Annotated in this window: 18 protein-coding genes; 12 read left to right on the top strand and 6 right to left on the bottom strand. The window is 43.7% G+C overall.

Annotated elements, in window-relative coordinates:
* Positions 1 to 447 precede the first annotated feature (447 nt).
* From LROSL1_RS12075 to LROSL1_RS12060, 4 genes are all read left to right on the top strand, one after another.
* Positions 448 to 1,569 carry an NAD(P)-dependent alcohol dehydrogenase gene (locus LROSL1_RS12075; protein WP_178914747.1) on the top strand — a complete coding sequence of 374 codons (1,122 nt, stop codon included), beginning with the start codon at positions 448 to 450 and terminating at the stop codon, positions 1,567 to 1,569.
* Positions 1,570 to 1,657: 88 nt separating this feature from the next.
* Positions 1,658 to 3,130 (top strand): aldehyde dehydrogenase, encoded by a 1,473-nt coding sequence (aldA, locus tag LROSL1_RS12070; RefSeq protein ID WP_225440528.1) that lies wholly within the window; start codon positions 1,658 to 1,660, stop codon positions 3,128 to 3,130.
* Between the two features lie 302 nt (positions 3,131 to 3,432).
* Entirely contained in the window at positions 3,433 to 3,660 is a 228-nt protein-coding gene (locus LROSL1_RS12065) for a cytochrome b5 domain-containing protein (RefSeq protein WP_178914746.1), read from the top strand.
* Positions 3,661 to 3,998: 338 nt separating this feature from the next.
* Positions 3,999 to 4,781 (top strand): matrixin family metalloprotease, encoded by a 783-nt coding sequence (locus tag LROSL1_RS12060; protein WP_178914745.1) that lies wholly within the window; start codon positions 3,999 to 4,001, stop codon positions 4,779 to 4,781.
* Positions 4,782 to 4,858: 77 nt separating this feature from the next.
* On the opposite strand, the gene zwf is transcribed toward LROSL1_RS12060, so the two are convergent.
* On the bottom strand, positions 4,859 to 6,340 hold the full coding sequence (zwf, locus tag LROSL1_RS12055) for a glucose-6-phosphate dehydrogenase (RefSeq protein WP_178914744.1): 1,482 nt from the start codon (positions 6,338 to 6,340) through the stop codon (positions 4,859 to 4,861).
* A 615-nt stretch (positions 6,341 to 6,955) separates the two neighbouring features.
* Positions 6,956 to 8,461 carry a glycerol kinase GlpK gene (gene glpK, locus LROSL1_RS12050; RefSeq protein WP_178914743.1) on the bottom strand — a complete coding sequence of 502 codons (1,506 nt, stop codon included), beginning with the start codon at positions 8,459 to 8,461 and terminating at the stop codon, positions 6,956 to 6,958.
* Positions 8,462 to 8,655: 194 nt separating this feature from the next.
* Here glpK and LROSL1_RS12045 point away from each other — a divergent pair, with 194 nt between their 5' ends.
* The 3 genes from LROSL1_RS12045 (at position 8,656) to LROSL1_RS12035 (ending at position 13,086) form a co-directional block, all read left to right on the top strand.
* Positions 8,656 to 9,210, top strand: coding sequence for an RrF2 family transcriptional regulator (locus tag LROSL1_RS12045; protein WP_178914742.1), 555 nt, complete (start codon positions 8,656 to 8,658; stop codon positions 9,208 to 9,210).
* 90 nt (positions 9,211 to 9,300) lie between these two features.
* Entirely contained in the window at positions 9,301 to 12,558 is a 3,258-nt protein-coding gene (locus tag LROSL1_RS12040; RefSeq protein ID WP_178914741.1) for an MMPL/RND family transporter, read from the top strand.
* A gap of 267 nt (positions 12,559 to 12,825) precedes the next feature.
* Positions 12,826 to 13,086, top strand: a complete 261-nt coding sequence (locus LROSL1_RS12035; RefSeq protein WP_178914740.1) for an AbrB/MazE/SpoVT family DNA-binding domain-containing protein — start codon at positions 12,826 to 12,828, stop codon at positions 13,084 to 13,086.
* Between the two features lie 230 nt (positions 13,087 to 13,316).
* Here LROSL1_RS12035 and LROSL1_RS12030 read toward each other — a convergent pair whose 3' ends face one another.
* Entirely contained in the window at positions 13,317 to 13,886 is a 570-nt protein-coding gene (locus LROSL1_RS12030) for an SdpI family protein (protein WP_178914739.1), read from the bottom strand.
* A gap of 278 nt (positions 13,887 to 14,164) precedes the next feature.
* On the opposite strand from LROSL1_RS12030, the gene LROSL1_RS12025 reads away from it, so the two are divergent.
* Positions 14,165 to 15,514: an FAD-dependent oxidoreductase gene (locus LROSL1_RS12025; RefSeq protein ID WP_178914738.1), complete on the top strand. Its 1,350-nt coding sequence runs from the start codon at positions 14,165 to 14,167 to the stop codon at positions 15,512 to 15,514.
* A gap of 62 nt (positions 15,515 to 15,576) precedes the next feature.
* Here LROSL1_RS12025 and LROSL1_RS12020 read toward each other — a convergent pair whose 3' ends face one another.
* The 3 genes from LROSL1_RS12020 to LROSL1_RS12010 all read right to left on the bottom strand — a co-directional run bounded on the left by LROSL1_RS12020 (position 15,577) and on the right by LROSL1_RS12010 (position 16,465).
* On the bottom strand, positions 15,577 to 15,750 hold the full coding sequence (locus LROSL1_RS12020) for a hypothetical protein (RefSeq protein WP_178914737.1): 174 nt from the start codon (positions 15,748 to 15,750) through the stop codon (positions 15,577 to 15,579).
* A gap of 109 nt (positions 15,751 to 15,859) precedes the next feature.
* The gene (locus LROSL1_RS12015; RefSeq protein WP_178914736.1) at positions 15,860 to 16,027 is read right to left on the bottom strand and encodes a hypothetical protein; all 168 of its coding nucleotides are present in this window, start codon (positions 16,025 to 16,027) and stop codon (positions 15,860 to 15,862) included.
* Between the two features lie 108 nt (positions 16,028 to 16,135).
* Entirely contained in the window at positions 16,136 to 16,465 is a 330-nt protein-coding gene (locus LROSL1_RS12010) for a bacteriocin immunity protein (RefSeq protein ID WP_178914735.1), read from the bottom strand.
* A gap of 350 nt (positions 16,466 to 16,815) precedes the next feature.
* On the opposite strand from LROSL1_RS12010, the gene LROSL1_RS12005 reads away from it, so the two are divergent.
* The 4 genes from LROSL1_RS12005 (at position 16,816) to LROSL1_RS11990 (ending at position 21,730) form a co-directional block, all read left to right on the top strand.
* The gene (locus tag LROSL1_RS12005; protein WP_178914734.1) at positions 16,816 to 18,708 is read left to right on the top strand and encodes an endonuclease MutS2; all 1,893 of its coding nucleotides are present in this window, start codon (positions 16,816 to 16,818) and stop codon (positions 18,706 to 18,708) included.
* A gap of 335 nt (positions 18,709 to 19,043) precedes the next feature.
* Entirely contained in the window at positions 19,044 to 19,766 is a 723-nt protein-coding gene (locus LROSL1_RS12000; protein WP_178914733.1) for an ABC transporter ATP-binding protein, read from the top strand.
* Between the two features lie 5 nt (positions 19,767 to 19,771).
* Positions 19,772 to 21,151, top strand: a complete 1,380-nt coding sequence (locus LROSL1_RS11995; RefSeq protein ID WP_178914732.1) for a hypothetical protein — start codon at positions 19,772 to 19,774, stop codon at positions 21,149 to 21,151.
* A gap of 108 nt (positions 21,152 to 21,259) precedes the next feature.
* Positions 21,260 to 21,730: a phage tail protein gene (locus LROSL1_RS11990; protein WP_178914731.1), complete on the top strand. Its 471-nt coding sequence runs from the start codon at positions 21,260 to 21,262 to the stop codon at positions 21,728 to 21,730.
* Positions 21,731 to 21,815: the final 85 nt, after the last annotated feature.

Genomic DNA, 21,815 nt, shown 5'->3' with positions numbered 1-21,815 from the left:
GTGTTATGCTCCAATCGTTTTTAATTTGGTAAGAAAAGGGTTTGTGCGGTCAGCTTACAATTGCAAAATTCGATTTTTTATTTGGTTGCTCAATAGTTAAAAACTTGGCACAGTTATGCGCAGTAAGACGGACGTAAATCGGTGTTAAACATGATTTTTAATTAGATTTTGAGAATCAATTTGTTTTGCTCAGTAATTCTCAAAGATACTTAAAATAAACGATTTTATTTCACTGAATTATGCACGTAGGGGTTGAAACCGATTACATTTCGAAATACCATGAAGGCGTGGAACGTTCCAAAGTAGCTATAATTACATATCAACGATGTGCATGGAAAGATAAACAAGCACATAAAGATGTTATTACAGTTGCTCTTAATTGAAGTTGTTCTTGGCGAGCTCATTTGCTCAATAATTCACCAAATAATCATTTGGAGGAAAAACATCATGAAAATTAAAGCAGCAGTTGTTGAAAAAAAGGGTGGCCCGTTTGTGATCAAGGATGATGTTGAGTTATCCGAAATGCAGGCTGATGACCTACAAATTCACATGGTTGCCAGTGGCATTTGCCATTCAGACGAAGCCTTAAGAAAAGGTGATGCTGAAATTGGCTACCCAATTGTTTTGGGACACGAAGGCTCAGGAATAGTTGAAAAAGTGGGTCCAGAAGTTAAGAACTTCAAGGTTGGTGATCACGTTGTTTTGTCATTCTACGGTTGTGGTAACTGTGAGAACTGTTTGAAGGGGATGCCGACCCGCTGTCTAAATTATGCAGCGAATAATTTATCTGGTGTTCGTCCGGATGGTAGTGATCACTTTACGGAGGATGGTCATCGTGTCAGTGACATGTTTGATCAGTCATCATTTACGACAACCACTGTTGTTCGCGAACGTAACGCGGTTAAGGTTCCTAAGAACTTGGATTTGCGCCGTCTTGGACCTTTAGGTTGCGGCTATGTAACTGGTAGTGGGACTGTTCTGAACACATTGAAACCAAAACCTGGCGAAACTATCGCTGTCTTCGGGACTGGTGCCGTTGGCTTGGCAGCCATGATGGCTGGTAAGATTTCTGGCTGTACTACTGTCATTGCCGTTGATGTTGTCGATTCACGTTTGCAATTAGCCAAGGAACTTGGCGCAACCGACACAATCAATAGCAAGAACGAAAATGCCGTTGCTAAAATCAAGGAGCTGACGGATGGCAAAGGTGTCGACTACGCCGTTGATACCACTGGTGTAACGAAAGTTATGGAAGATTCCATTCAGGCACTCGCCCAGGGCGGAACCACCGCGACTATTGCTGTTACAGCTAACCACATTGACCTAGATACATGGAACGATCTTTGCACAAACGATCGCTCAATCATTGGGGTCAACATGGGCGATTCCATTCCACAAGTCGACATTCCTCGTTTGATCAAGTTCTACCAGATGGGCATGTTTGACTTCGACAAGACGGAAAAGTTCTATCCATTTGAGCAAATTAACGAGGCCAATGCCGATTCCGGTAGCGGTAAGACTATCAAGCCAGTTTTGGTGATTGATGATCAGTATAAGCCAGGAGAGTGAGGTCGAAGATTGGTAAGGACCGAGCAACATTCAAAAGACGTTTTCAGGTTTCCTTGCCACAAGCGACAAGGCAGAAAGGAAGCACATTATGTCTGAAGCAATTGCGTTAAAGCATTATCAAATGTATATCAATGGTCAGTTTGTTGACTCGAAATCGGGTAACACACTAACTGTCATTAACCCATCCGATGAACAACCAATCTCAACCGTTCCAAGCGCAACGGTTGAAGAAACGCGTGAAGCAATTGATGATGCGTTTGAAGCACAAAAGTCATGGAAAGAGGTTCCAGCCGCAACCCGTGGTGCATATCTGCACAAGATTGCTGAAGAAATTCGGAACCAAGAAGACGATTTAGTTTCCATTTTGATGGAAGAACAAGGGAAGATTAAATCCTTAGCTCAAACGGAAATCATGTTTTCAGCTGACTATTTTGACTACATGGCTGCCGCAGCACGGATGTATGAAGGCGAAGTTCTTCAATCTGACAACCCTAATGAAAACATCATGATTGCCAAACAGCCGATTGGTGTCGCTGCCGGAATTTTGCCGTGGAACTTTCCGTTCTTCCTGATTGCTCGGAAGATGGGACCAGCTTTGGTAACTGGGAACACCATTGTGATCAAGCCAAGTTCCGATACACCAAACAACGCTTTGGCGTTTGCTAAGATTTGTGACAAGGTCGGTCTACCGAAGGGCGTTGTTAACTTTGTCACTGGTCCTGGGGCAGTCGTTGGCAGTGAATTATCCAAGAACAAGAAGATTGGCATTATCAGTTTGACTGGGTCCGTTGACTCTGGTCGTCGAGTCATGAGCGATGCTGCTGACCACTTAGCTAAGGTCTCACTTGAATTAGGTGGGAAGGCGCCTGCCATTGTTTGCAAGGATGCAGACATTGACTTGGCTGTCCAAGCCATCATCGATTCACGTGTCGACAACAATGGGCAAGTTTGCAACAACGCTGAACGAGTTTATGTACAAGAGGACGTTGCAGACGAATTCGTTAAGAAGCTGACCGACAAGATGAGCAAGATCACGGTCGGTGACCCGAACAAGGATGAAACCATTGGCATGGGTCCACTGATCAACAAAGCAGCGTTGGATAACGTTGATGGTATGGTTCAACGAGCGGTCAAGGCTGGCGGCAAAGTAACTACTGGTGGTCACCCAGCCGACATCGACAAAGGGTTCTACTACTTACCAACGGTTATCACTAACGTTAAGCAGGATTCTGAGATTATCCAGCACGAAATCTTTGGACCAGTACTCCCAATCGTCACCTTTAAGACGTTGGATGAAGCCATTGAGATGTCAAACGATAACGACCTAGGTTTGACGTCATCTATCTTCACTGAGAACTTGGATAACGCCGCTAAGGCTGCCAACGAATTGCAAGACGGTGAAACATACATCAACCGTTACAACTTTGAGGCTATTCAAGGCTTCCACGCTGGCTGGAAGGAGTCCGGTGTTGGCGGTGCTGATGGTAAACACGGTTTGGATGAATTCTTGAACACCCACGTTGTTTATTTGCAGAGGCATCCGGAAAAGGGAAATGAATAGAGCGTGAACACCCCCGGGTAAAGGCCGAGCAATAACGTAAAATAACCATCGTGAAGACGTACTTTGTCTTTGCGGTGGTTATTTTGTGTTATGCACAGGCTTTTGGGGGTGTGAACGCGTTTGCGACAATATAGCAGCAAAAATTTGGTCTCGCAAAGTCCTCGCCCTCATGTGCAGACACATTCTTTTCAGCAACTTACGGCGTTTGCGACAGCACTTAATCTACAAAGACCTAATCAAAATTTACCGCGTTTGTTAATTGAGGTGCTATACTCAATGCAAACATAAGGAGGCGCTTACAAATGCAAAATTTCACTGTGGATGAACTAAAGCAATTTGATGGCAAAGATGGTCATAAGGCCTATGTGGCTGTGGATGGCACTGTTTATGATCTGACGAATGTTGCTGCTTGGCAGGGTGGACAACACCACGGTCTGACGGCCGGCAGAGACCTCACGGAAATGATCAAAAAATCTCCGCACGGTAAAAGAACGTTAACTGATAAACCAGTCGTTGGGCAATTGATTTAATAAAAACATCAAATACTAAAACGAAGTTGCGACATAAGTTTATTTGGAACGAATAATGCGAGCAATATCGCGCTCCAAAGTCCTGAGAATTCCGCTTAACCTCAAACTGACCTATTCCCGAACTTTGGGAATGGGTCAGTTTTTCGTTAATGCTCGTTCTCAAACCGGACTTGTGTCAAAGCTCCGTTTTGCAAATCAGATGACTTCATTCTTTAAACATCTGTTAATCAATAGCAATAACATTGAAAGGCTTTGTAGTTAGCCTTTATACTTTGTGGGTAGTTTAAGGAATTTGTCTCGTTTGGAAAGTGAGTTTGGCTCACGCGAGGTTATTATTTATGCGCAAGAATTATTTGGGACGACTTGTAGGCCTTGTCGTTGTTATCATTGGCGGTGCACTGTTTTTACAAAATCATCCGCCATTGGAAAAACAGTTGGCTGATCAGGTAAGTCCAGCTAACATTCAGCGATCATTTCAAAAAATCCATAATCAAGTAAATACTTTTTTTACGGCCGTCACTTTGAACGCCAATGCTGGCGCTCAGAACTCTACGGCTTCGCAGTCCACATCGGCTAGTACCAAACCATCGCCACATGTCGCGGCATCCACAGCGAACTCGACTACCACTGACGCTACGCCAGTTGAATCGATTGTCAGCAATGTTCATTTGCAACCGACGTACTATTACGAATACGCGGCCTCCGATTCGCCAGCAGTGCGCTTGGCGTTTGATACTGCCGTGCAAACGTATAATGCAACCGGTATCGTTACCCTTAAACCCGGGCACGCGGGGAGTGGACAAAACCAGTTAACGTTTAGCACCTATCATGAAGTTTCAAAAGCAGCCAGCGATGGTGCAGTTGAGGTAGGTCATGGCGGTCCAGAAATTTACCAAACGAATTTTAGTGGTGCTAACGCAACAAATCATGGAAGTGCCAAGCTGAATACAGCCTATTTGAGTTCATACAACGATGCTGTGGCCATTCACGAAGTGGGCCACGCATTGGGACTTGATCATAGCAGTGATCCGAATTCGGTCATGTACCCAGTAACGCAGGGCCGTGTACAATTAACGAGCGGTGATATTGCTGGCTTGAAGGCAATTTATTCGCAGAATTAATTTTTCAGTTAAATAAGTCTGAAACTGACAAAAAGCCACATTGCAAAAAATTGCGATGTGGCTTTTAATGTTTTAAATTAACGGTTTAAGCGATATACCCAAGCCCGGTGATCACGTTGCAACAGTTCATCTGATGCAGCTGGTCCCATAGAACCGGAGATGTAGTTAGGGAAGTCTGGTGTTTCTGAATCCCATAACTTCTGGATAACATCAACGAACTTCCATGCGTATGAAACTTCATCCCATGAGGCGAAGTTAGTTTGGTCACCCTTCAAGGTGTCATGCAGCAAACGTTCGTATGGTTCTGGAGTTTCTTCCTTTTGAGCAACATCTTGCTGGAAGTCCAAATGGATTGGTTCCGTTTCGAAACCTTGACCAGCAGTCTTGGCGTTCAATTGGAGAGAGAAGCCTGAGTTTGGTTCAACGCAGATGGTCAAAACGTTTGGTGCTAATGAGTTATCACGGTTTTGTGGGAAGGCGAAGATGTCGATCAAAGGCTTCTTGAAGACAACGTCGATCCGTGTAAACTTGTCAGCCAAACGCTTACCAGTCCGGACGTAGAAAGGAACACCTGACCAACGGTAGTTGTCGAATAATAATTTACCGGCAACAAACGTGTCGTTGTGTGAATCCTTTGGTACGTTTGGTTCATCACGGTAGGCAGGTTCAGTATCGTTAGCACCATATTGACCGCGGATAAAGTTCTTGGCTGCTTCGGCTGGGCTGTAAACCCGGAGTGAACGCAATGCCTTGATCTTTTCAACACGAACATCAGCGTCAGTGAATGAAACAGGTTGTTCCATTGCTAATTGAGAAACGATTTGCATGATATGGTTTTGAACCATGTCACGTAATGCACCAGCAGTATCGTAGTAACCGGCGCGGTCTTCAACACCAAGTTTTTCACTTAAGGTCACTTGAACGTTGTCGATGTAACGGTTGTTCCACAGAGATTCAACAAGCGTATTGCCGAAACGCAAAGCCTGAAAGTTTTGAACCATTTCCTTACCAAGGTAGTGGTCGATTCGGTAGATTTGAGTTTCGTCAAATGCACCGGATAATTGGCTGTTTAAAGTTTCAGCAGTCGTGAAGTCGGTACCAAATGGTTTTTCAATGACCAAACGGTTTGAACCATTTTCAGAGAGCAAACCTTCTGACTTCAAGTTGAGGGCAACTTCACCGAAGAAGCGTGGTGCCATGGACAGATAGAAGATCCGGTTACCGTTGATGCTGTATTGTTTGTCCAGCTTTTCAACGAGGTCCTTCATCACAGCGTAGTGCGCCTTATCCGTAACATCGTGTGCAATGTAGTAAAAATGTGACACGAAAATTTCTGCCGCGTGCATATCTGCATCCGGTTGGTCATCCTTAATGGATTGTGTTACGACTTCACGGAATTTGTCGTCGGTCCAGCTATCACGAGCAGTTCCGAGAACGGCAAAATGTTCGCCTAAGTTTCCGCGAACGTAAAGTTTGAAGAGGGATGGGTACAGTTTACGTTTGGCAAGGTCACCAGTACCACCAAAGAAAGTAAACAATGAGCTGTATTCTGTTGCCACGGTTTTCACTCCTTAAATGCCTGTAAATGTAGGGTTGTATTGACAGAAAACGTAACCGCTTTCTGTCGTTGACTGGTTCATTATATAACAATATCTAGCGCGATGCACCACCGTGAGCAACCGGTTTCATTAGGTTCAGGCCGTGAATTAGTTATGAAAACTTATCATATCAACGATTAGCATTGGTCTGGTCCACCAAAATGAATTTCAAAAAAATTTACATTTATGGAAAACATTGGTGAAAAAAGTTTTCTACAAGGTCTGGTGATTGATTCGATATTATCTTTAGGTGAGAGGCTGACGCCTACGGTTGGCAACATTGACACGCTCGCCGTGGGACCAGTTCAAGCCGGAAGTTCACCGTCTTTCACCTCGTCGTAAAGCCGAAGTTCACGTCTTCACGACCGTCCGTAACCTAAATTCGAGCAAATCACTCGAATTAACGTTACCTTCACGGCTCGGTGTCAATGTTGCCGCCCTTCGGCTCATATAACAGCGCAATCGACTGGCTATCAGTCAACAGTTCAGTATTCTTCTGCAAAATGCCACTAAAAAACTGCTGAATCCATTATTAAGATGGACCAACAGTTTAGAAAATTGAAATTCATTGTTTAATTATAGTTTGAACAATTCTGTTGCTTTGACCGCTGTTTGCCAGCCTTGATATAAACGTTGACGGTGGTCCTCGGGCATATTAGGGGAGAAGGTCTTGCCCTGTTGGTAAATAGCTTGGAGGGCATCGACATTATCCCAAAAGCCCACGGCGAGGCCTGCTAGAAAGGCTGCACCAAGTGCTGTTGTTTCCTCATCAGCGGAGCGGTCAATTTCCATATCGAGAATATCAGCCTGAAATTGCATAAGATAAGTGTTTCGTGATGAGGCACCATCGGCCTTCAAACGGGGGATGGCAAGATGCGTATCTTTTCGCATGGTTTCGATTACATCACGTGTTTGGTAGGCAATCGATTGTAAGGTGGCCTTAACAAAATCGTTTTGAGTTGTCCCGCGGGTAATTCCATAAACAGCACCACGAGCCGCGTCATCCCAATAGGGAGCACCCAAGCCAGAGAAAGCGGGGACTACGTAGACTTCGTCGTGATCGGTTGAGGCTAACGCGGCTCGTTTGGCGGCTGGCTCGTCGGGAATCATTTTCATTTCATCTTGAAGCCAGCCAATCGCTGAACCGGCCACGAAGATAGAGCCTTCAAGGGCGTATTGCACACTGCCGTTTAGACCGTAGGCGATGGTTGTGAGCAGCCCGTTGTTTGAAATCAACGGCTCATCACCCGTATTCATCACGATGAAGGCACCAGCACCATACGTATTTTTGATGACACCCTTATCGAAGCCCATCTGACCAAACAAAGCGGCCTGTTGGTCACCAGCGAGGGCAGCAATAGGGACTTCGGCACCGAAAAATTGATAGTTTTGGGTGTGACAGTAGACTTCAGAAGATGATTTGACCTCAGGCAACATGGCACGGGGAATATTCATCAGCTTGAGAATTTCATCATCCCAGTCCAATGTGTGAATGTTAAACAGCATTGTTCGACTGGCATTGGAGTAATCAGTGACATGAAGTGCACTGCCTGATAATTTCCATGCCAACCATGAATCAACCGTGCCAAAACAGAGCTCACCTTTTTCAGCGCGTTCTTGCGCACCCTCGACGTGATCAAGTAGCCAACGAATTTTGGCGGCTGAGAAGTAAGAATTAATAAAGAGTCCTGTTTTTTGATGGATCATTTCACCGTAACCATCTTTGATGAGTTGCCGGGTAACATCGTCCGTTTGCTTAGACTGCCAACCAACGGCCGGTGCAATTGGCTCACCAGTTGTTCGATCCCAAATGATGGTCGTTTCACGTTGTGTGACGATACCGACACCGTCAATTTGGTCCGGATGGATACCAGCGTTAATCAAGACAGACGAAATTACTGATTGAACGGAATTCCACAGTAAATTCGGATCGTGTTCCACCCATCCTGGATGGCGATTGATTTGTGGTAATGGTTGGGAAGCCGCGGTAACCCGTCGGCCATTTTTGTTGATGATAATTGCCCGCGATGCAGAGGTGCCTTGATCCACGGCCAAAATGTAATGTTCAGTGACGAATGCCATAGTTTTCCTCGTTTTTATTTTGCCTTTGAAACCGGTTACTAATGCTGTCAGTATAGCGAATCAATGAGTAATGAACAAACTCCAAATTAAAATTTAATCTTGTATTTATTTTTAAACGGGATATTATATATCCTGTTAATAAAAAGGATACCGAATGTCGTGTTTATAAACGTGCATTTCTGGAGGATATCGCAATGAAAGTTAAACCAAGTTTGGAACAAGCCATCTGTGTATTGATGCTCTTGGCGATTCAAAAACGTGAAATACCATTACACAGTACTTTGATTTCACAACGGCTGGGACTATCAGATTCATATACCAAGAAAGTTATTCAGCATCTGTCACGGGCCGGTTTAGTTCGATCTGTTTCTGGGAAAGATGGTGGCTTCGTGATCAATCGCGAGCCGGATCAAATTACGATGCTGGACGTTTTTAACACGATTGAGGGAACTGATCCGTTCGGGGTTTCATCCGGACTTGCCGATCATGTTTTCGGTATGTCCAAGGATCCGTCGTTTGATGCTTGTTATCACATGGGACGTTTGGATGAGGGGCATAATCCTGGGGATGCCAAGGAAGAGGCGTTGGCAATCTTTGCGGAGGCCGAGAAGAGTTATCGCGACAAGTTGGCTGCGTCCACACTCAATGAGTTGTGCCCGCATCGTGACGGCAAACTGATCACAATCGATTGGACGCCATGGTTGCAAGCGAAGAGTGATGCTCAGGCCCAGGGAGAAGTTGAGCAATAACGTGGAAGGCGTCACATTCGGTGGGTTTCCGAATGGAACGGCTTTCGGGTTATGCCGCAGCTCGGTAAGTTTTAGGAGGTTAGAGAGAACATGAAGTGGATGACTAAAAATCACGTTTGGGGATTACTAGGGTGGTTGATCGTTTTAGTAGCTGCCATCATGATGACGCCTGATACGGGGAAGCTGGTGGCCGACAAGGGCCAAATTAAGATTCCTAGTACATATCAAAGTGTCCGCGCTACGCAGATGCAGAAAAAGTGGGGTAGCGACCAGAAAAATACGACGGCAGTTGTCGCGGTGTTCAGTAATGGTGATGATAAACTGACACCCGCACAGAATGCTGCGATTGAACGGACTATTGATAAGCTAAAGTCTGATAAGTCAAAGTATCAGATCAAGGGCATTACAACTGCTCAAGACAGTGCTACCGCTAAACAACAGTTGGTATCCAAAGACAAGACAACGCAGCTGGTTCAGTTAAACGTTAAGTTGAGTAAAACGCACACGCGAAGTATAATCCGTGATCAATTGACGAAAGCGGTTAAAACGAGCGGTGTGAAAACCTATGTCACTGGTTCAGATATTTTGAACCAAGACTTTTCGGATGCCACTCAGGCTGGGGTGCGAAAGACTGAGGTAATTGCGGCGATTTTCATTTTCGTGGTGTTGCTATTAGTCTTCCGTTCACCGATCACACCGATTATTTCTTTATTAACCGTCGCAGTATCGGGCTTGGTATCCATTAGCGTGGTTACAAACTTGGTCCAGCACTTCAACTTTCCGTTTTCAAACTTTACGCAAGTGTTCATTATCATTGTGCTGTTTGGGATTGGAACGGACTACAACATTCTCCTATACAATCAATTTAGGCAGGAAATGGCGCACGGCAAGAATCCGCATGATGCAACTGCCAGTGCGATCAAAATCGGTGGTCGGACTATCCTTTACTCCGGCTTGTCTGTATTAATCGGGATGTCCGTGTTGGCGTTTGCCAAGTTCTCCCTGTATCGTTCGGCGGTCGGCATTGCCGTTGGGGTCGTCGTGTTGCTAGCAGTTTTGCTCACACTGAATCCGTTCTTTATGACCGTTCTCGGACCAAACATGTTCTGGCCGGTTCGTAAGTCAGCCGGTGAAGGTGACAGCAAGCTGTGGCACGCGCTCGGCAGTACGGCCATGATTCGTCCGATTTTGACACTAGTTGTGATGGCGATCGTGATGGTTCCGTTAGCCTTAATGGGCCACGGTACGTTGGATTATGACAATACCGTTGAAATTGCTGACAATGTCCCTGCTAAACGTGGTTTTCAAGTGGTTCAAAAACACTTTTCAAAGGGGACTGCTGAACCGACAACGATTTACATTCAGAGTGATCATCGTTTAAACAATGAGCAGTCGCTCCAAATTATTGATCGTTTGACCAAACAATTGCAGAACTCAGCCGGCGTTAAAACGGTTTTGTCCGCGTCACAGCCTGGTGGTTCAGCCATTAAGGCACTGTATGTTCGCAACCAGATGGCGACGGTCACCAGTGGTTTAACTAAGTCACAACAGGGGCTGGACAAAATTAATAGTGGCCTGGGGTCAGCAAAACAGCAGTTGGACGGCGCTAATATCAGTGGTGGCGTTGATTCTGCTAATCAGTTAGCAACTGGCTCACAACAGGTTGCTGCTGGGACATCAACGTTGAGTTCCGGGATTAACCAAGTGACTCAAGGTGTGAATGAATTAAACGCACAGCTTCAAAATAGTACTAGTGGTAGTCAACAGGCGCAATTGCAACAGTTAACGACGGCATTACCACAATTGAATCAGGCCATCAGCAGTTTGAATGATCAGGTTAACGCTGCTTCAACTGGTTCGACCAGTGGCGTAACGAATTCCCTGACTAGCATCGGTAGTTCAGCCAGTGATATTGGCAGTCAACTAGGTGCCATTCAAAATGCGATGAAGGGCATTAGCACGCCAAATGTTAACGCCGGTCAGTTAGTTGCAGCAATGCAGGGCCAAGGTGCTAACTTAAACGCTCAGCAACAACAAGTTGTCACGGCGACGATTGATGCAGCACTGAAACAGCAGAGTCAGGCCAGTGCTGGTTTGCAACAAACGTTGGCAGGTTCATTAAGCAAAATTGGTGCTGATGCACAAAGCATTGGTAGCAGTGATCAATCCGTTGCTAGTCAATTACAGAGCCTGCAAGGGTCAACGCAACAATTGCAGCAAGCCGTTAGTCAGTTGAACGCAGCCTCGAATCAAGTATTGCCGGCGTCTGCGACAGCAATCACGCAGTTGTGCGGTGGTCTCTCACAATTGAGTAGTAGCACCAATCAGTTAGCCAGCGCGATGGGTACGATCAATGGCAATACTGGTCAACTAGTCAGTGGCGCTAACCAAGTTGCGAGTGGAAACCAGGAAATGGCTTCGAAACTGTCACAACTTGGCGGTCAAACAGCTAGTTTGTCCAATGGCTTAGGAACCGCGACAGACGGGCTCAGCAAGATTTCCGCAGGGTCTGGTCAGGCGAATAAGTACTTGAGTGGTCTGCAACATGCCAGCGCAGCAGAAACCTACTATATTCCAGATGCGCAGTTAAAGAGCAAAACGTTTGCCCCGGTCCTTAAGACGTACTTCTCGCCGGATCGCAAGATCACAAAGATGACGGTCATTCTTAAGGACGATCCAAGCTCACAGACTGCGATGAAACGTTTGCCACGGTTGGAAGGCATCGTTCGTGGCGCTCTTAAAGGAACATCGATGAATAATGCCAAGGTTGCGTTTGGTGGTAGTACCTCGCAAACCAATGATATCAATGAAATGGCGGCTGGAGACTTCAGTCGTACCGCCATCATTATGTTAGCTGGAATCTTCATTGCGTTGATGTTTGTTACCCATTCATTGGTTCAACCAATCGCGATTGAGGGAACCTTGTTGATCGCTTACAGTGGTGCAACGAACATCGTACACTGGCTGGTGAAGGCATTCCTTGGTCAAAGCATGTTGACCTGGAACACACCATTCTTTGCCTTCATTATGTTGGTTTCACTGGGTGTTGATTACAGTATCTTCCTCATGGCGAAGTACCGTGAGTTCCTGCATCAGCCAATTTCTACCGATGCCAAGATGCTCAAGGCGACGACAATTATTGGAACCGTGGTTATTTCAGCGGGAATTATCCTGAGTGGAACATTTGCAGCGCTGATTCCGTCTGGTGTGATGACGTTGATTCAAGTGGCACTAGATGTGATTGTCGGGATTCTGTTACTAGTTATTTTGATTCCGATTATCATGCCAGCAGTGATGAAGATTACGTATCCAACGCCGGAGTCACGGTTGAATGATGATCAAAAATAAAATATGTTATGTGGATTGAAAAAAGGCGAGTGTAACTCTTATTCGAAGTTGCATTCGCTTTTTGTGTTCACTTGGAATGCGAAGAGAACAGACGACATTAAGTAGCCTATTTTTCGCTTTTAAATTGTAAGTTTCGGACATTTTTCCTTCAACAAAGAAAATTAATGAATGGCAAAAGTGATGCATGTAGATACTTGTATCTACGTATATAATTACTTATGTAAATGAGTTGATGATTTCAAACGACTGAAATCGGAGGTACACATTATGGAAAATAGAGAACTAGGTGTTTTTAAAGTCCGACAGAGCGGACACTCACTTGTGGTTGCGATTCCCAAGGAAATTAATGTGCATAAAGGCGATCAAGTTAGTTTCTCACAGGGGAGCGATGGTGTAATTCAGTTTAAGCTGTTGGCAAATGAAAATCCTTGGTTGAATGGTAAATACGCTGACGTGGACTTTCGTGGTGGCATGAAAGAGGCTGGAATCAATGTTGGCATGGAAAGACGTGTTGGAAAGGAATTGTAAGAATGGCCTCCCCAGAACAAGGGGAAATTATTTTTATTGATGCTGAACCACATGCAGGACATGATCCTAAGCATGGTCACATCTTTAAACGTCACACTTTATAAAAAAGTTGCGACTTGCATTGGTTGTTTTAAAATCTGTGCCTGCAAGTAAAAGTAAAATGTTTAACAATATTTAAGCGTACTGTATGCTCGAGAGTGAGAATACAGTACGCTTTTTTCGTGTAACTATTACGGCGTTTTCGGTCGTTGCGGTAAATAAGCATAACCAATCGTGAGCACAAGTGCGATAACCACGGTTGTCAACATAAACGTTACGGTCTTAGCCGGCCAAAAGTTACCGAGGATGATAATCGTATAGCCAGCCGCCACAATCAGCCATCCGCCAAAGTAATTCACTTTATGCCACATTTCAGGTGACCTGTAGGTTGGTGGGATGCGAATGCCCATCAGATGGTTTTGTGGTACGAATAGACTTCCTACGCCAATTAAGAAAAATAGTATGCCGATGCCAGTTGCTAAACTTGGTTTTAGAAAACCTGGCCAAATAGCGAAAGTTAATAATAATAAATCAAAACTCAACGTGTAATTTGTCGGAACCTCTAATCCCTTTGTAAAATTAGTTTGATGATTATCCATCCAAATAGCGCCGATACTTGTGAGAGCGGCCCCAATCACCAAGACCCCGATTAGTGGTAGTAATGTTTGTTTAGTTGATCTAAATAACAGAAAAATAGCTAATAAACCATAGATGATAATTAGTGTGATGAAACTTGCTCGTTTTTGTAGAAGTTTTCGCATGTCCATGACCTCTTTGGTATGGTGTGACGTAGTATTTTCAGCGTTAGTATACGACAAAAAATCGAAATAGTAGTTGGAAAAGTTTCACTACAATGGTGGATTTTATAACACGTCATGAATTAATTTCACAAACTTGTTTTAAACGTGATTGCGTAAGCTGACGACACTTGTGAAGAACCGTTGCAACGGTGTGTAAGCGTTGACATTCGACTTTGATATGTTTAAATTAAATTGTACACAATATAAATTCAACTTTAATTTTTTTGGAGGCCTTCACCATGAAAGTAATCATCGTTGGTGCTACACATGCAGGTACGTTTGCCGCTCAACAGATTTTGACTGAACACCCGGATTATGACGTCACAGTTTACGAACGAAACGATAATTTGTCCTTCTTGTCCTGTGGGATTGCTTTGTGGGTCGGAGGTCATGTGTCAGACCCAGACAAGATGTTTTATTCAAGTCCAGAAGCCTTGGCTAAACTTGGTGCAGACATGGAAATGAAACATGATGTGACCGACATCGACACGGATAATCAAACCGTTACGGTTAAGGATTTGGAATCAGGCGAAGTCAGCGAGGTCGCTTATGACAAACTGGTTGTCACCACGGGTTCATGGCCCGTTATTCCGCCAATCGACGGGATTGATAACAAGAATGTTTACTTATGTAAGAACTGGACGAACGCCAATGAACTGAAGAACTTGGCTGGTAAAATCAAGAGCGCCGTTGTAATTGGCGCTGGCTATATTGGTGCAGAACTGGCAGAACAATATGCATTGACGGGAAAGCAAGTGACCTTGATCGATGGTTTGCCACGAGTGCTGGCGAAGAACTTTGACAAGGACATCACGGATCGTGTGGAAAAAGAATACACGGATCACGGTGTCAAACTGGCATTGGGCGAAATGGTGACTGGCTTCAGCGGGGATGATCAAGTAACGGTTACCACCGACAAGGGAAGTTACACTGCCGATATTGCCATTTTATGTACTGGATTCCGTCCAAATACCGGCTTGATGAAGGACAAGGTCGACATGTTACCAAACGGTGCCATTGTGACCGACGAATACATGCAGACGAGCTTACCAAACGTCTTTGCTGCCGGTGATTCAGCTGCCGTTCACTACAACCCAACGCACAAGAATGATTACATTCCTTTAGCTACTAACGCGGTTCGCCAAGGTATCTTAGTCGGTCACAACATCGAGAAGCCAACGGTTAAATACCTTGGCACGCAGTCTTCATCAGCCGTTGAGCTGTTTGGCAAGACAATTGCTGCATCCGGTTTAACAACTGAGGGTGCTAAGGCTCGCAACGTTGATGTGGACTCCGTGACGATTGAACAGGACTACCGCCCAGACTTCATGTTGAGTACCACACCGGTGCAATGTAGCTTAACGTGGGATCCTGAAACACACCGAGTTCTCGGTGGCGCCTTCTACAGTGATCACGATGTTTCACAATCAGCCAACGTTATTTCCATGGCTATTCAAACAGAAATGACCATTGAAACCTTATCCATGGTTGACATGCTGTTCCAGCCAAACTTTGACCAGCCATTAAACTGGATCAATGCAGTTGCAATGGCCGCGGTTGCCAAGGCTGGCGAAAAGGTAACAAACTAATTTTATGAAATAAAAGAAACTGGTTCATTATCAGGGCTTAAGACTAAGGTCATGATAGTGAATCAGTTTTTGTGATTATTCTTATAGAGTGTGTAATAGCCTAGAACTTCCAGGCTTAACCCCATGTATGTGATTTGGACGATGTTGTTGTCAAACCCGATTGCAAAAGTTCCAAATAGTGCAATAACAAGCGTGAAGAGCACTAGCAAACGTAAAACGAAATCTTTAGTCTCCATAATGGGGCCTCATTTCAGCGGATCCATTCAAGTAAACTCATTTTACGCTCAGTATATCTGTCGAAACATTCACCTGTAAACAAAAAAGCGTGTCTTATTGCAACAAAAATTAATTTCCATCGTCAAAGATTGTGTAGTAACCAAACATTTCGGCCAGAATGGCGATATAAGATAACTGGACGATTAAGCTATTGTCTCCGATAAACAATGTGCCGAAGATTGTTGTTAATGCTGTCACCAAAATGAGTAGATTTAAAACAAGCGCCTTTTTTGTCATAATTAGACCTCGTTTCATTGAGAGTAGTTAAATTGCACAAAATGATTATATTTGAACATTGTTTTACTACGATCAACAAAATAAGGGTAATAATTTGTTTCGAACTTTTTAGTTACTTGGCCAAGTGTTGGCTGTATTAAAATTATTCAAACCTTGCCAAGCGGATTTAGGTTGTGCAGCATCACCGATCTTTTTAAGGGCCGCGCCTTCATCGGCAGTTAGTTTAAGGTGATCAGCCAAGCACATCGTGTTGATGTTCTGATAGACAGAGCGTGCTTCGTTTTGTGGCGTCTGTTGTTGACGAGCCAACTTTTCACTGGATTGATCGATGATTTCTAATAAGTGTTGGCGATTGTTCTCTTGCTCGTTAGCAGTGGCAACAGCCCGTTTGAATTCACTGAAAAGGCCGAGGACGGTTTCTTTATCGTTAGTTGGCATAGTTATTCCTCCTGTGAATATTATGTATGATTAATGATTCAATAATAATGTACCACTGAGAGCCTAGATCATGCCAGTTGTAGTTATACGTGACGTGTGTTACCGTATTTGTATCAATTAAAACGAGGTTGGGCTGTATGAGTGTGATTAATCTTTAGTAACTAGTTTTTGAACGAACCCGAAACAAGGGTTAGTTTGTGCTGGACTAAAGGTTAGGACACTCGCACGCCAAACAAAATGGAGTTAAATCCATGATGGAGACCGTGTGAGTTGCTGAAACGCAATAAGCACGGTCTTTTTGTGCACTTTTTTCCGGCACGAATGCGGAATTGTAGGAGAATCAAACCATCATGAATGAAGAAACTTATCAAAAAACGGACTTTAACGTTATTCGCCAGCAGGTTGCCAAACTTGCGACTAGTGAGGCAGCACAAGCACGTTTGCAACACATGACCATCCTAACGAACCTAGCTGAAGTTCAAGCATTGCAAACAGAAACGGTTGAGGCTAGGCAGTTACTTGATGCTAATGTACATTTGCCATTTCTGAGCCTGGATACTGTCCAAAATTTATTAACTAAGCTGCACCGTGGTTATTTGCTGACGGCCGAACAACTCGTGCAAGTTGCCGACTTTGTGCGTGGTAATGCTGATGTAGCCACGGTGCTCAAACGTAACGCGACGATTGCACCGACATTAGCCAGTTACGCGGACGCCTTAACGTCAGTGACCGAATTGGCGGACGATATTTATAACATTATTCATAACAATCAAGTCATTGATGACGCAACGGGAAATCTGCGAAAGCTACGGCGGCACCAACGCGATGTTCAGGCAGAGGTCCAGGCGGTTGTCCAAAAGGCGAGTCAGCGATACGCGCGGATGCTTCAGGAACGTTTGCCAGTCACCAAAGCCGATCAGCTTGTGCTAGCCGTCCAAGCGACGTTTAAAAATCAGGTTCCGGGTACGGTTGTCGGTAGTTCTGCGACGGGATCGACGATTTACATTGAACCGCAAACTGCCATCAGATTGAATAGTGAACTGACCGAAGTAACGAGTGGCGTGGAAGCTGAGGTTTATCAAATTTTGGCCGGCTTAAACGGTCGCGTTAGTGAATATGAAGCCACAATTTTACGTAATCTAGACGTCATCACGGCGTTAGATGAAATCATGGCTCGCGGCAAATACAGTGCCTCAATCAATGGTGTGCGCCCACATCTGAATGAGCGCGATCAAGTGAGAATCGACAAAGGCCGTCATCCACTATTGGGCGAACATGCGGTACCACTATCTGTCCGGTTGGGATATGACCATCGTGGTTTGATTATTACCGGGCCAAACGCCGGTGGAAAAACGGTTGTCCTAAAGACAATTGGCCTCTTTATCATCATGGCCCAATGTGGACTACAGGTGCCAGCCGCCGATACAACTGAATTGCCAATCTTGCAGCAGATGTTTGCTGATATCGGAGATGATCAGAGCATTGAGAATGCGTTGAGCACCTTCTCGAGTCATTTGACTAATTTAACGGCCATCACGAATGCCATTAAACCACACAGTTTAGTTCTGCTCGACGAGATTGGTAGCGGGACTGAACCGAATGAAGGGGCAGCACTGGCTATTGCGGTGATTGAATATCTGTATCAGCATGGCGCACTCGTCGTTGTCACAACGCATTATGGTGAAATCAAACGGTATGCTCAGCAGCATCCTGCCTTCACCACTGCGGCGATGGCGTTTGATGAGGCGACCTTGATGCCGAAATATCAGTTATTGATGAACGAGGTTGGCGATAGTAATGCCTTTTGGCTGGCCCGTCGTTTGAAATTGAATCCAAACATTATCCAGCAAGCAGATCATTATCTAACCGACCATGATTATCGGACAGATATTTACCAGATGAAAGCCGTTCAACACGTTGAAAAACGTGAGCAAATTACTTATACACAAGGGGACCGGGTGCGTCTTAACACGGATGGTCGTCAAGGACTCGTCTATGCTCAAGACAAGCAAGCCGAGACGGTGACTGTTTACGTCAATAATCAGTTTGAAACGATTCCGGAACGGCGGTTAACTCGACTAGGTAAAGCGGCCGATTTGTATCCGGCAGGGTATGACATGACACGATTATTTAAGAAGTACGATGACTATAAGTTCCAACGCGATCTCGATCGTGGCTCCATGAAGGCGCAGAAGAAGCTGGACAAACAGATGCGTCAGCTACAAGATGATCGGCACCAGTAAAAGGAGAAAGGCTTTATTAACACTGACCAACTTTGGCGTATGCATAGTTAGTCAGTGTTTTTTTGGTTTTCTAGACCAGAATCTTATGTGAAGGTAATTTCTATATTGAATTGTTTTAACACAAGTTGCGCAAGACTGATCGCCTTTGTTTTAAAATGTAAGTCAAACAAATTTTCCGAATATGATAAGCTTGGGTAAATTAATGAAACTAAATTTATGGCATTAATTTAGGAAATAAATAACACAGTGAGAGTTAAAAACACATAGTAGTTAGTGATTGAGCCCTACGAGTAACTTGATTGATATGCTAAACAATAAATTAGGGGGATTGTTTTATGAGTAAAGGTCGGGTAGAGGTGGGGAGTGTCTCAAAGAATTTTTCACTTGGTGGATCAAAGACTGTAGACATACTAGATAATATTTCTTTTTCTGCGAAAGCTAATGAATTTCTGAGCATAGTGGGCCCGTCAGGAAGTGGCAAATCCACTTTGCTTAAATGTATGTCGGGACTGTTGAAGCCAACTTCTGGAACTATAGCGATTAATTCCGTTGATCCTTATAGTTTAAAACCGTCCCATTTGGCAAAAATGCGGCGTAGTGAGATTGGCTTTATTTTTCAATCGTATAACCTCGTCCCAGCACTTCCAGTTTTTGAAAATATTAGCTTACCTCTAAGACTTTCAAGGAAATCTATTGATAAATCAGTGGTTGAAGAAATGCTGAGAAAAATGAATTTTAATGCAGAACTAACAAGCTTTGTTGATACTCTATCTGGAGGAGAACAACAGAAAGTTGCCATTGCAAGGGTGCTTGTAACTCACCCGCAAATTATTTTTGCCGATGAACCCACTGGGGCCGTTGACGCTGAATCTAAGCAAATAATTTTTAATATTCTTAGAAAATTGGCTGATGAAGGTGCATGTGTAATCATGGTTACACATGATGTGGATTTGGCGGCAATGACGGATAAAGCTCTTGTGTTGAAGAATGGTCAAATTCGGCAGACTTTGACGGGTTCCAGTGCTTCCGAGATTCTTGCAGAAATTGAAAGGAAGTAAATGGGATGATTAAACTTATCTTTTTGCAATTTCGTCATTCTTGGAAAACGTGGTTAGGATCACTTGTGATGTTTACTACGGCGGGGTTTGTTTTAGGATTTACACTTATTGGTATTGGTTCAACAGTTTATGCCGGACTTGATAAGGGAATTTATAATCCGGTACTTTACTTTACGATTCCCGTCATATTCGGTCTAGTAACTTTGATTTTAATCCTTGGGGGAATTACAAGACTTCTTATAAACAAGTTTCGTAATGAGTACCAATTATGGTCCATGCTAGGCGCTAATCCTTTTCAACTTTCTGTTTTAATAAGCGGTCAAATGGGTATTTCGGCCATGCTTGGAGGAATTTTGGGGTACGTTTTTGCATACCCTATTGTAGATTTTTGGTACGCATGGATTCGGACCACGGAAGGAATGCGTGAATTTCCAGCTGTTAATATGCGGATTCAATTGAGCTCATTTTTGGCGACAGTTATTTCTTTAGGTATTGTGGTTGGACTGATGGGATTTATTGATGCAAGACGTATTTTTCACGATATGAACATAAAACAAAATCTAAAGAGGAAAAACAAGTTTGGACTATCACTCTTTAACAAAATATTTTGTTTAATCTTTTTTGGGGGCTTAATTTATTTATACAGTGCACTTCTTGGAAATCCACAAAACCTTCAGAAAATGTTTGGCAGTAAGTTTCTGGTAGAGGCATATCAGCAGTCTTTGATTTTGTTTTTGATACTTCTAATAATTTTTATCAACAGTTCGGCCTCTATTTTGTTACCACTTATAGTTAGACTGCTACGGTTGATATTTAGTAATCCATTGTTTAAAGCGTTTAGGACCTTTGAAACAGCATACTGGAGTGTACTTAAAAAGAGAGATTTTTTGCGTTCTATAGTGCTACCATTATTCATTTTTTCTTTACTGTGTTCTTTTTTTACCTATTTAATTTTTGATTTAGCTAATGTAGCAAATAAAAGGCATTTAAGCGAAATTATCGAAAGCATTGTGATGTTTTTGGGTACACCATTTCTTATAATATTAGCGAACACGATCTCCCTAACGATAATTTCTAGCTCTGAAAGGTCAGCTAGTTCAAATTTACTACAAACAATTGGTTTTTCGTTTGGTGATTTGTTACGGGAAAAGTCTGTAGAAGCCTCACTTTATGGTGGGACAGTTTTTGTACTTGGGACGATTGGCAATGGTCTTATTTTTGGTCCAATTTCAAGGGCATCGATGTATACGCATGCGCGTATGTATGACACATGGCCATCAGTCGCGATTTGGCCTGCCATAACAGGCATTATTGTATTTATATTTGTGTTAGTGGTAGATGGGATATACATTTCTAAGATTAATGCCATGAAATCGGAGCACTAGCTATTTAAAGTAACGATTAGACGGTCATAAAACTGTCAATCAGTCCGAAACGGCGATAAACTATGAGCATGATTCAGTTTAAAAACATCAGTTAATGAGGTTATGCAAATGGCATACAAAGTTGATTTTAAAGAAGTTTCGCCAGTTGGATTGGAAAGTTCACCGGTCGCCGATGCACTGGCAGGTTTGCGGGCAAACGAAGCCCGTTATTTCTGGAACAAATATAAGTTTGAATACGTGACCTACCCAGCCAGTGAAAAGCAGAAAGAAATAGGCTGGTTTGAAAAGCTAATCAAGGTCGAACGCGATTTAACGTTCAGTGAGAAAATACTGGAAGTCGCCATTTATGAAGACGATGATCTGTACTGGCCAGAATTTTACTTTGAAAACGGTATGGTATTGAATGTGCTGTACGAAAAAACGGGTGAAAAGCCCAAACGTGCTGTTGGTATCAAGCTAGCAGTAGGCGCTCCAGTACCACCTGAGTTGGAAGGTAAATTTAAATTTGCTCATCAACGTTCTAAGCTAGCGGGTGAAATTCGTGGTAGTTTCTTCAAGATAAAACAAACGTGGTTGTAGAAAGTTACACATCAATAACGGATTCTCATGCGGTGTTCATTTTGTCTTCACTTTAACTATGGTAAGATACCAACGTTATTTTTAA

Origin of the sequence: Furfurilactobacillus rossiae (genome assembly GCF_013394005.1) — a bacterium.
Lineage (GTDB): Bacteria > Bacillota > Bacilli > Lactobacillales > Lactobacillaceae > Furfurilactobacillus > Furfurilactobacillus rossiae.
This window is presented reverse-complemented; position numbering and strand designations above follow the sequence as displayed.

What these genes read in the sequence shown, in the direction of transcription:
- aldA (WP_225440528.1), top strand. Translation starts at nt 1,658, where the DNA reads ATGTCTGAAGCAATTGCGTTAAAGCATTATCAAATGTATATCAATGGT.
- LROSL1_RS12045 (WP_178914742.1), top strand. Translation starts at nt 8,656, where the DNA reads ATGAAAGTTAAACCAAGTTTGGAACAAGCCATCTGTGTATTGATGCTC.
- LROSL1_RS12000 (WP_178914733.1), top strand. Translation starts at nt 19,044, where the DNA reads ATGAGTAAAGGTCGGGTAGAGGTGGGGAGTGTCTCAAAGAATTTTTCA.
- LROSL1_RS12015 (WP_178914736.1), bottom strand. Translation starts at nt 16,027, where the DNA reads ATGACAAAAAAGGCGCTTGTTTTAAATCTACTCATTTTGGTGACAGCA.
- LROSL1_RS12020 (WP_178914737.1), bottom strand. Translation starts at nt 15,750, where the DNA reads ATGGAGACTAAAGATTTCGTTTTACGTTTGCTAGTGCTCTTCACGCTT.
- LROSL1_RS12005 (WP_178914734.1), top strand. Translation starts at nt 16,816, where the DNA reads ATGAATGAAGAAACTTATCAAAAAACGGACTTTAACGTTATTCGCCAG.
- LROSL1_RS12060 (WP_178914745.1), top strand. Translation starts at nt 3,999, where the DNA reads ATGCGCAAGAATTATTTGGGACGACTTGTAGGCCTTGTCGTTGTTATC.
- LROSL1_RS12040 (WP_178914741.1), top strand. Translation starts at nt 9,301, where the DNA reads ATGAAGTGGATGACTAAAAATCACGTTTGGGGATTACTAGGGTGGTTG.
- LROSL1_RS12075 (WP_178914747.1), top strand. Translation starts at nt 448, where the DNA reads ATGAAAATTAAAGCAGCAGTTGTTGAAAAAAAGGGTGGCCCGTTTGTG.
- glpK (WP_178914743.1), bottom strand. Translation starts at nt 8,461, where the DNA reads ATGGCATTCGTCACTGAACATTACATTTTGGCCGTGGATCAAGGCACC.
- LROSL1_RS12025 (WP_178914738.1), top strand. Translation starts at nt 14,165, where the DNA reads ATGAAAGTAATCATCGTTGGTGCTACACATGCAGGTACGTTTGCCGCT.
- LROSL1_RS11990 (WP_178914731.1), top strand. Translation starts at nt 21,260, where the DNA reads ATGGCATACAAAGTTGATTTTAAAGAAGTTTCGCCAGTTGGATTGGAA.
- LROSL1_RS12030 (WP_178914739.1), bottom strand. Translation starts at nt 13,886, where the DNA reads ATGCGAAAACTTCTACAAAAACGAGCAAGTTTCATCACACTAATTATC.
- LROSL1_RS11995 (WP_178914732.1), top strand. Translation starts at nt 19,772, where the DNA reads ATGATTAAACTTATCTTTTTGCAATTTCGTCATTCTTGGAAAACGTGG.
- LROSL1_RS12010 (WP_178914735.1), bottom strand. Translation starts at nt 16,465, where the DNA reads ATGCCAACTAACGATAAAGAAACCGTCCTCGGCCTTTTCAGTGAATTC.
- LROSL1_RS12065 (WP_178914746.1), top strand. Translation starts at nt 3,433, where the DNA reads ATGCAAAATTTCACTGTGGATGAACTAAAGCAATTTGATGGCAAAGAT.
- LROSL1_RS12035 (WP_178914740.1), top strand. Translation starts at nt 12,826, where the DNA reads ATGGAAAATAGAGAACTAGGTGTTTTTAAAGTCCGACAGAGCGGACAC.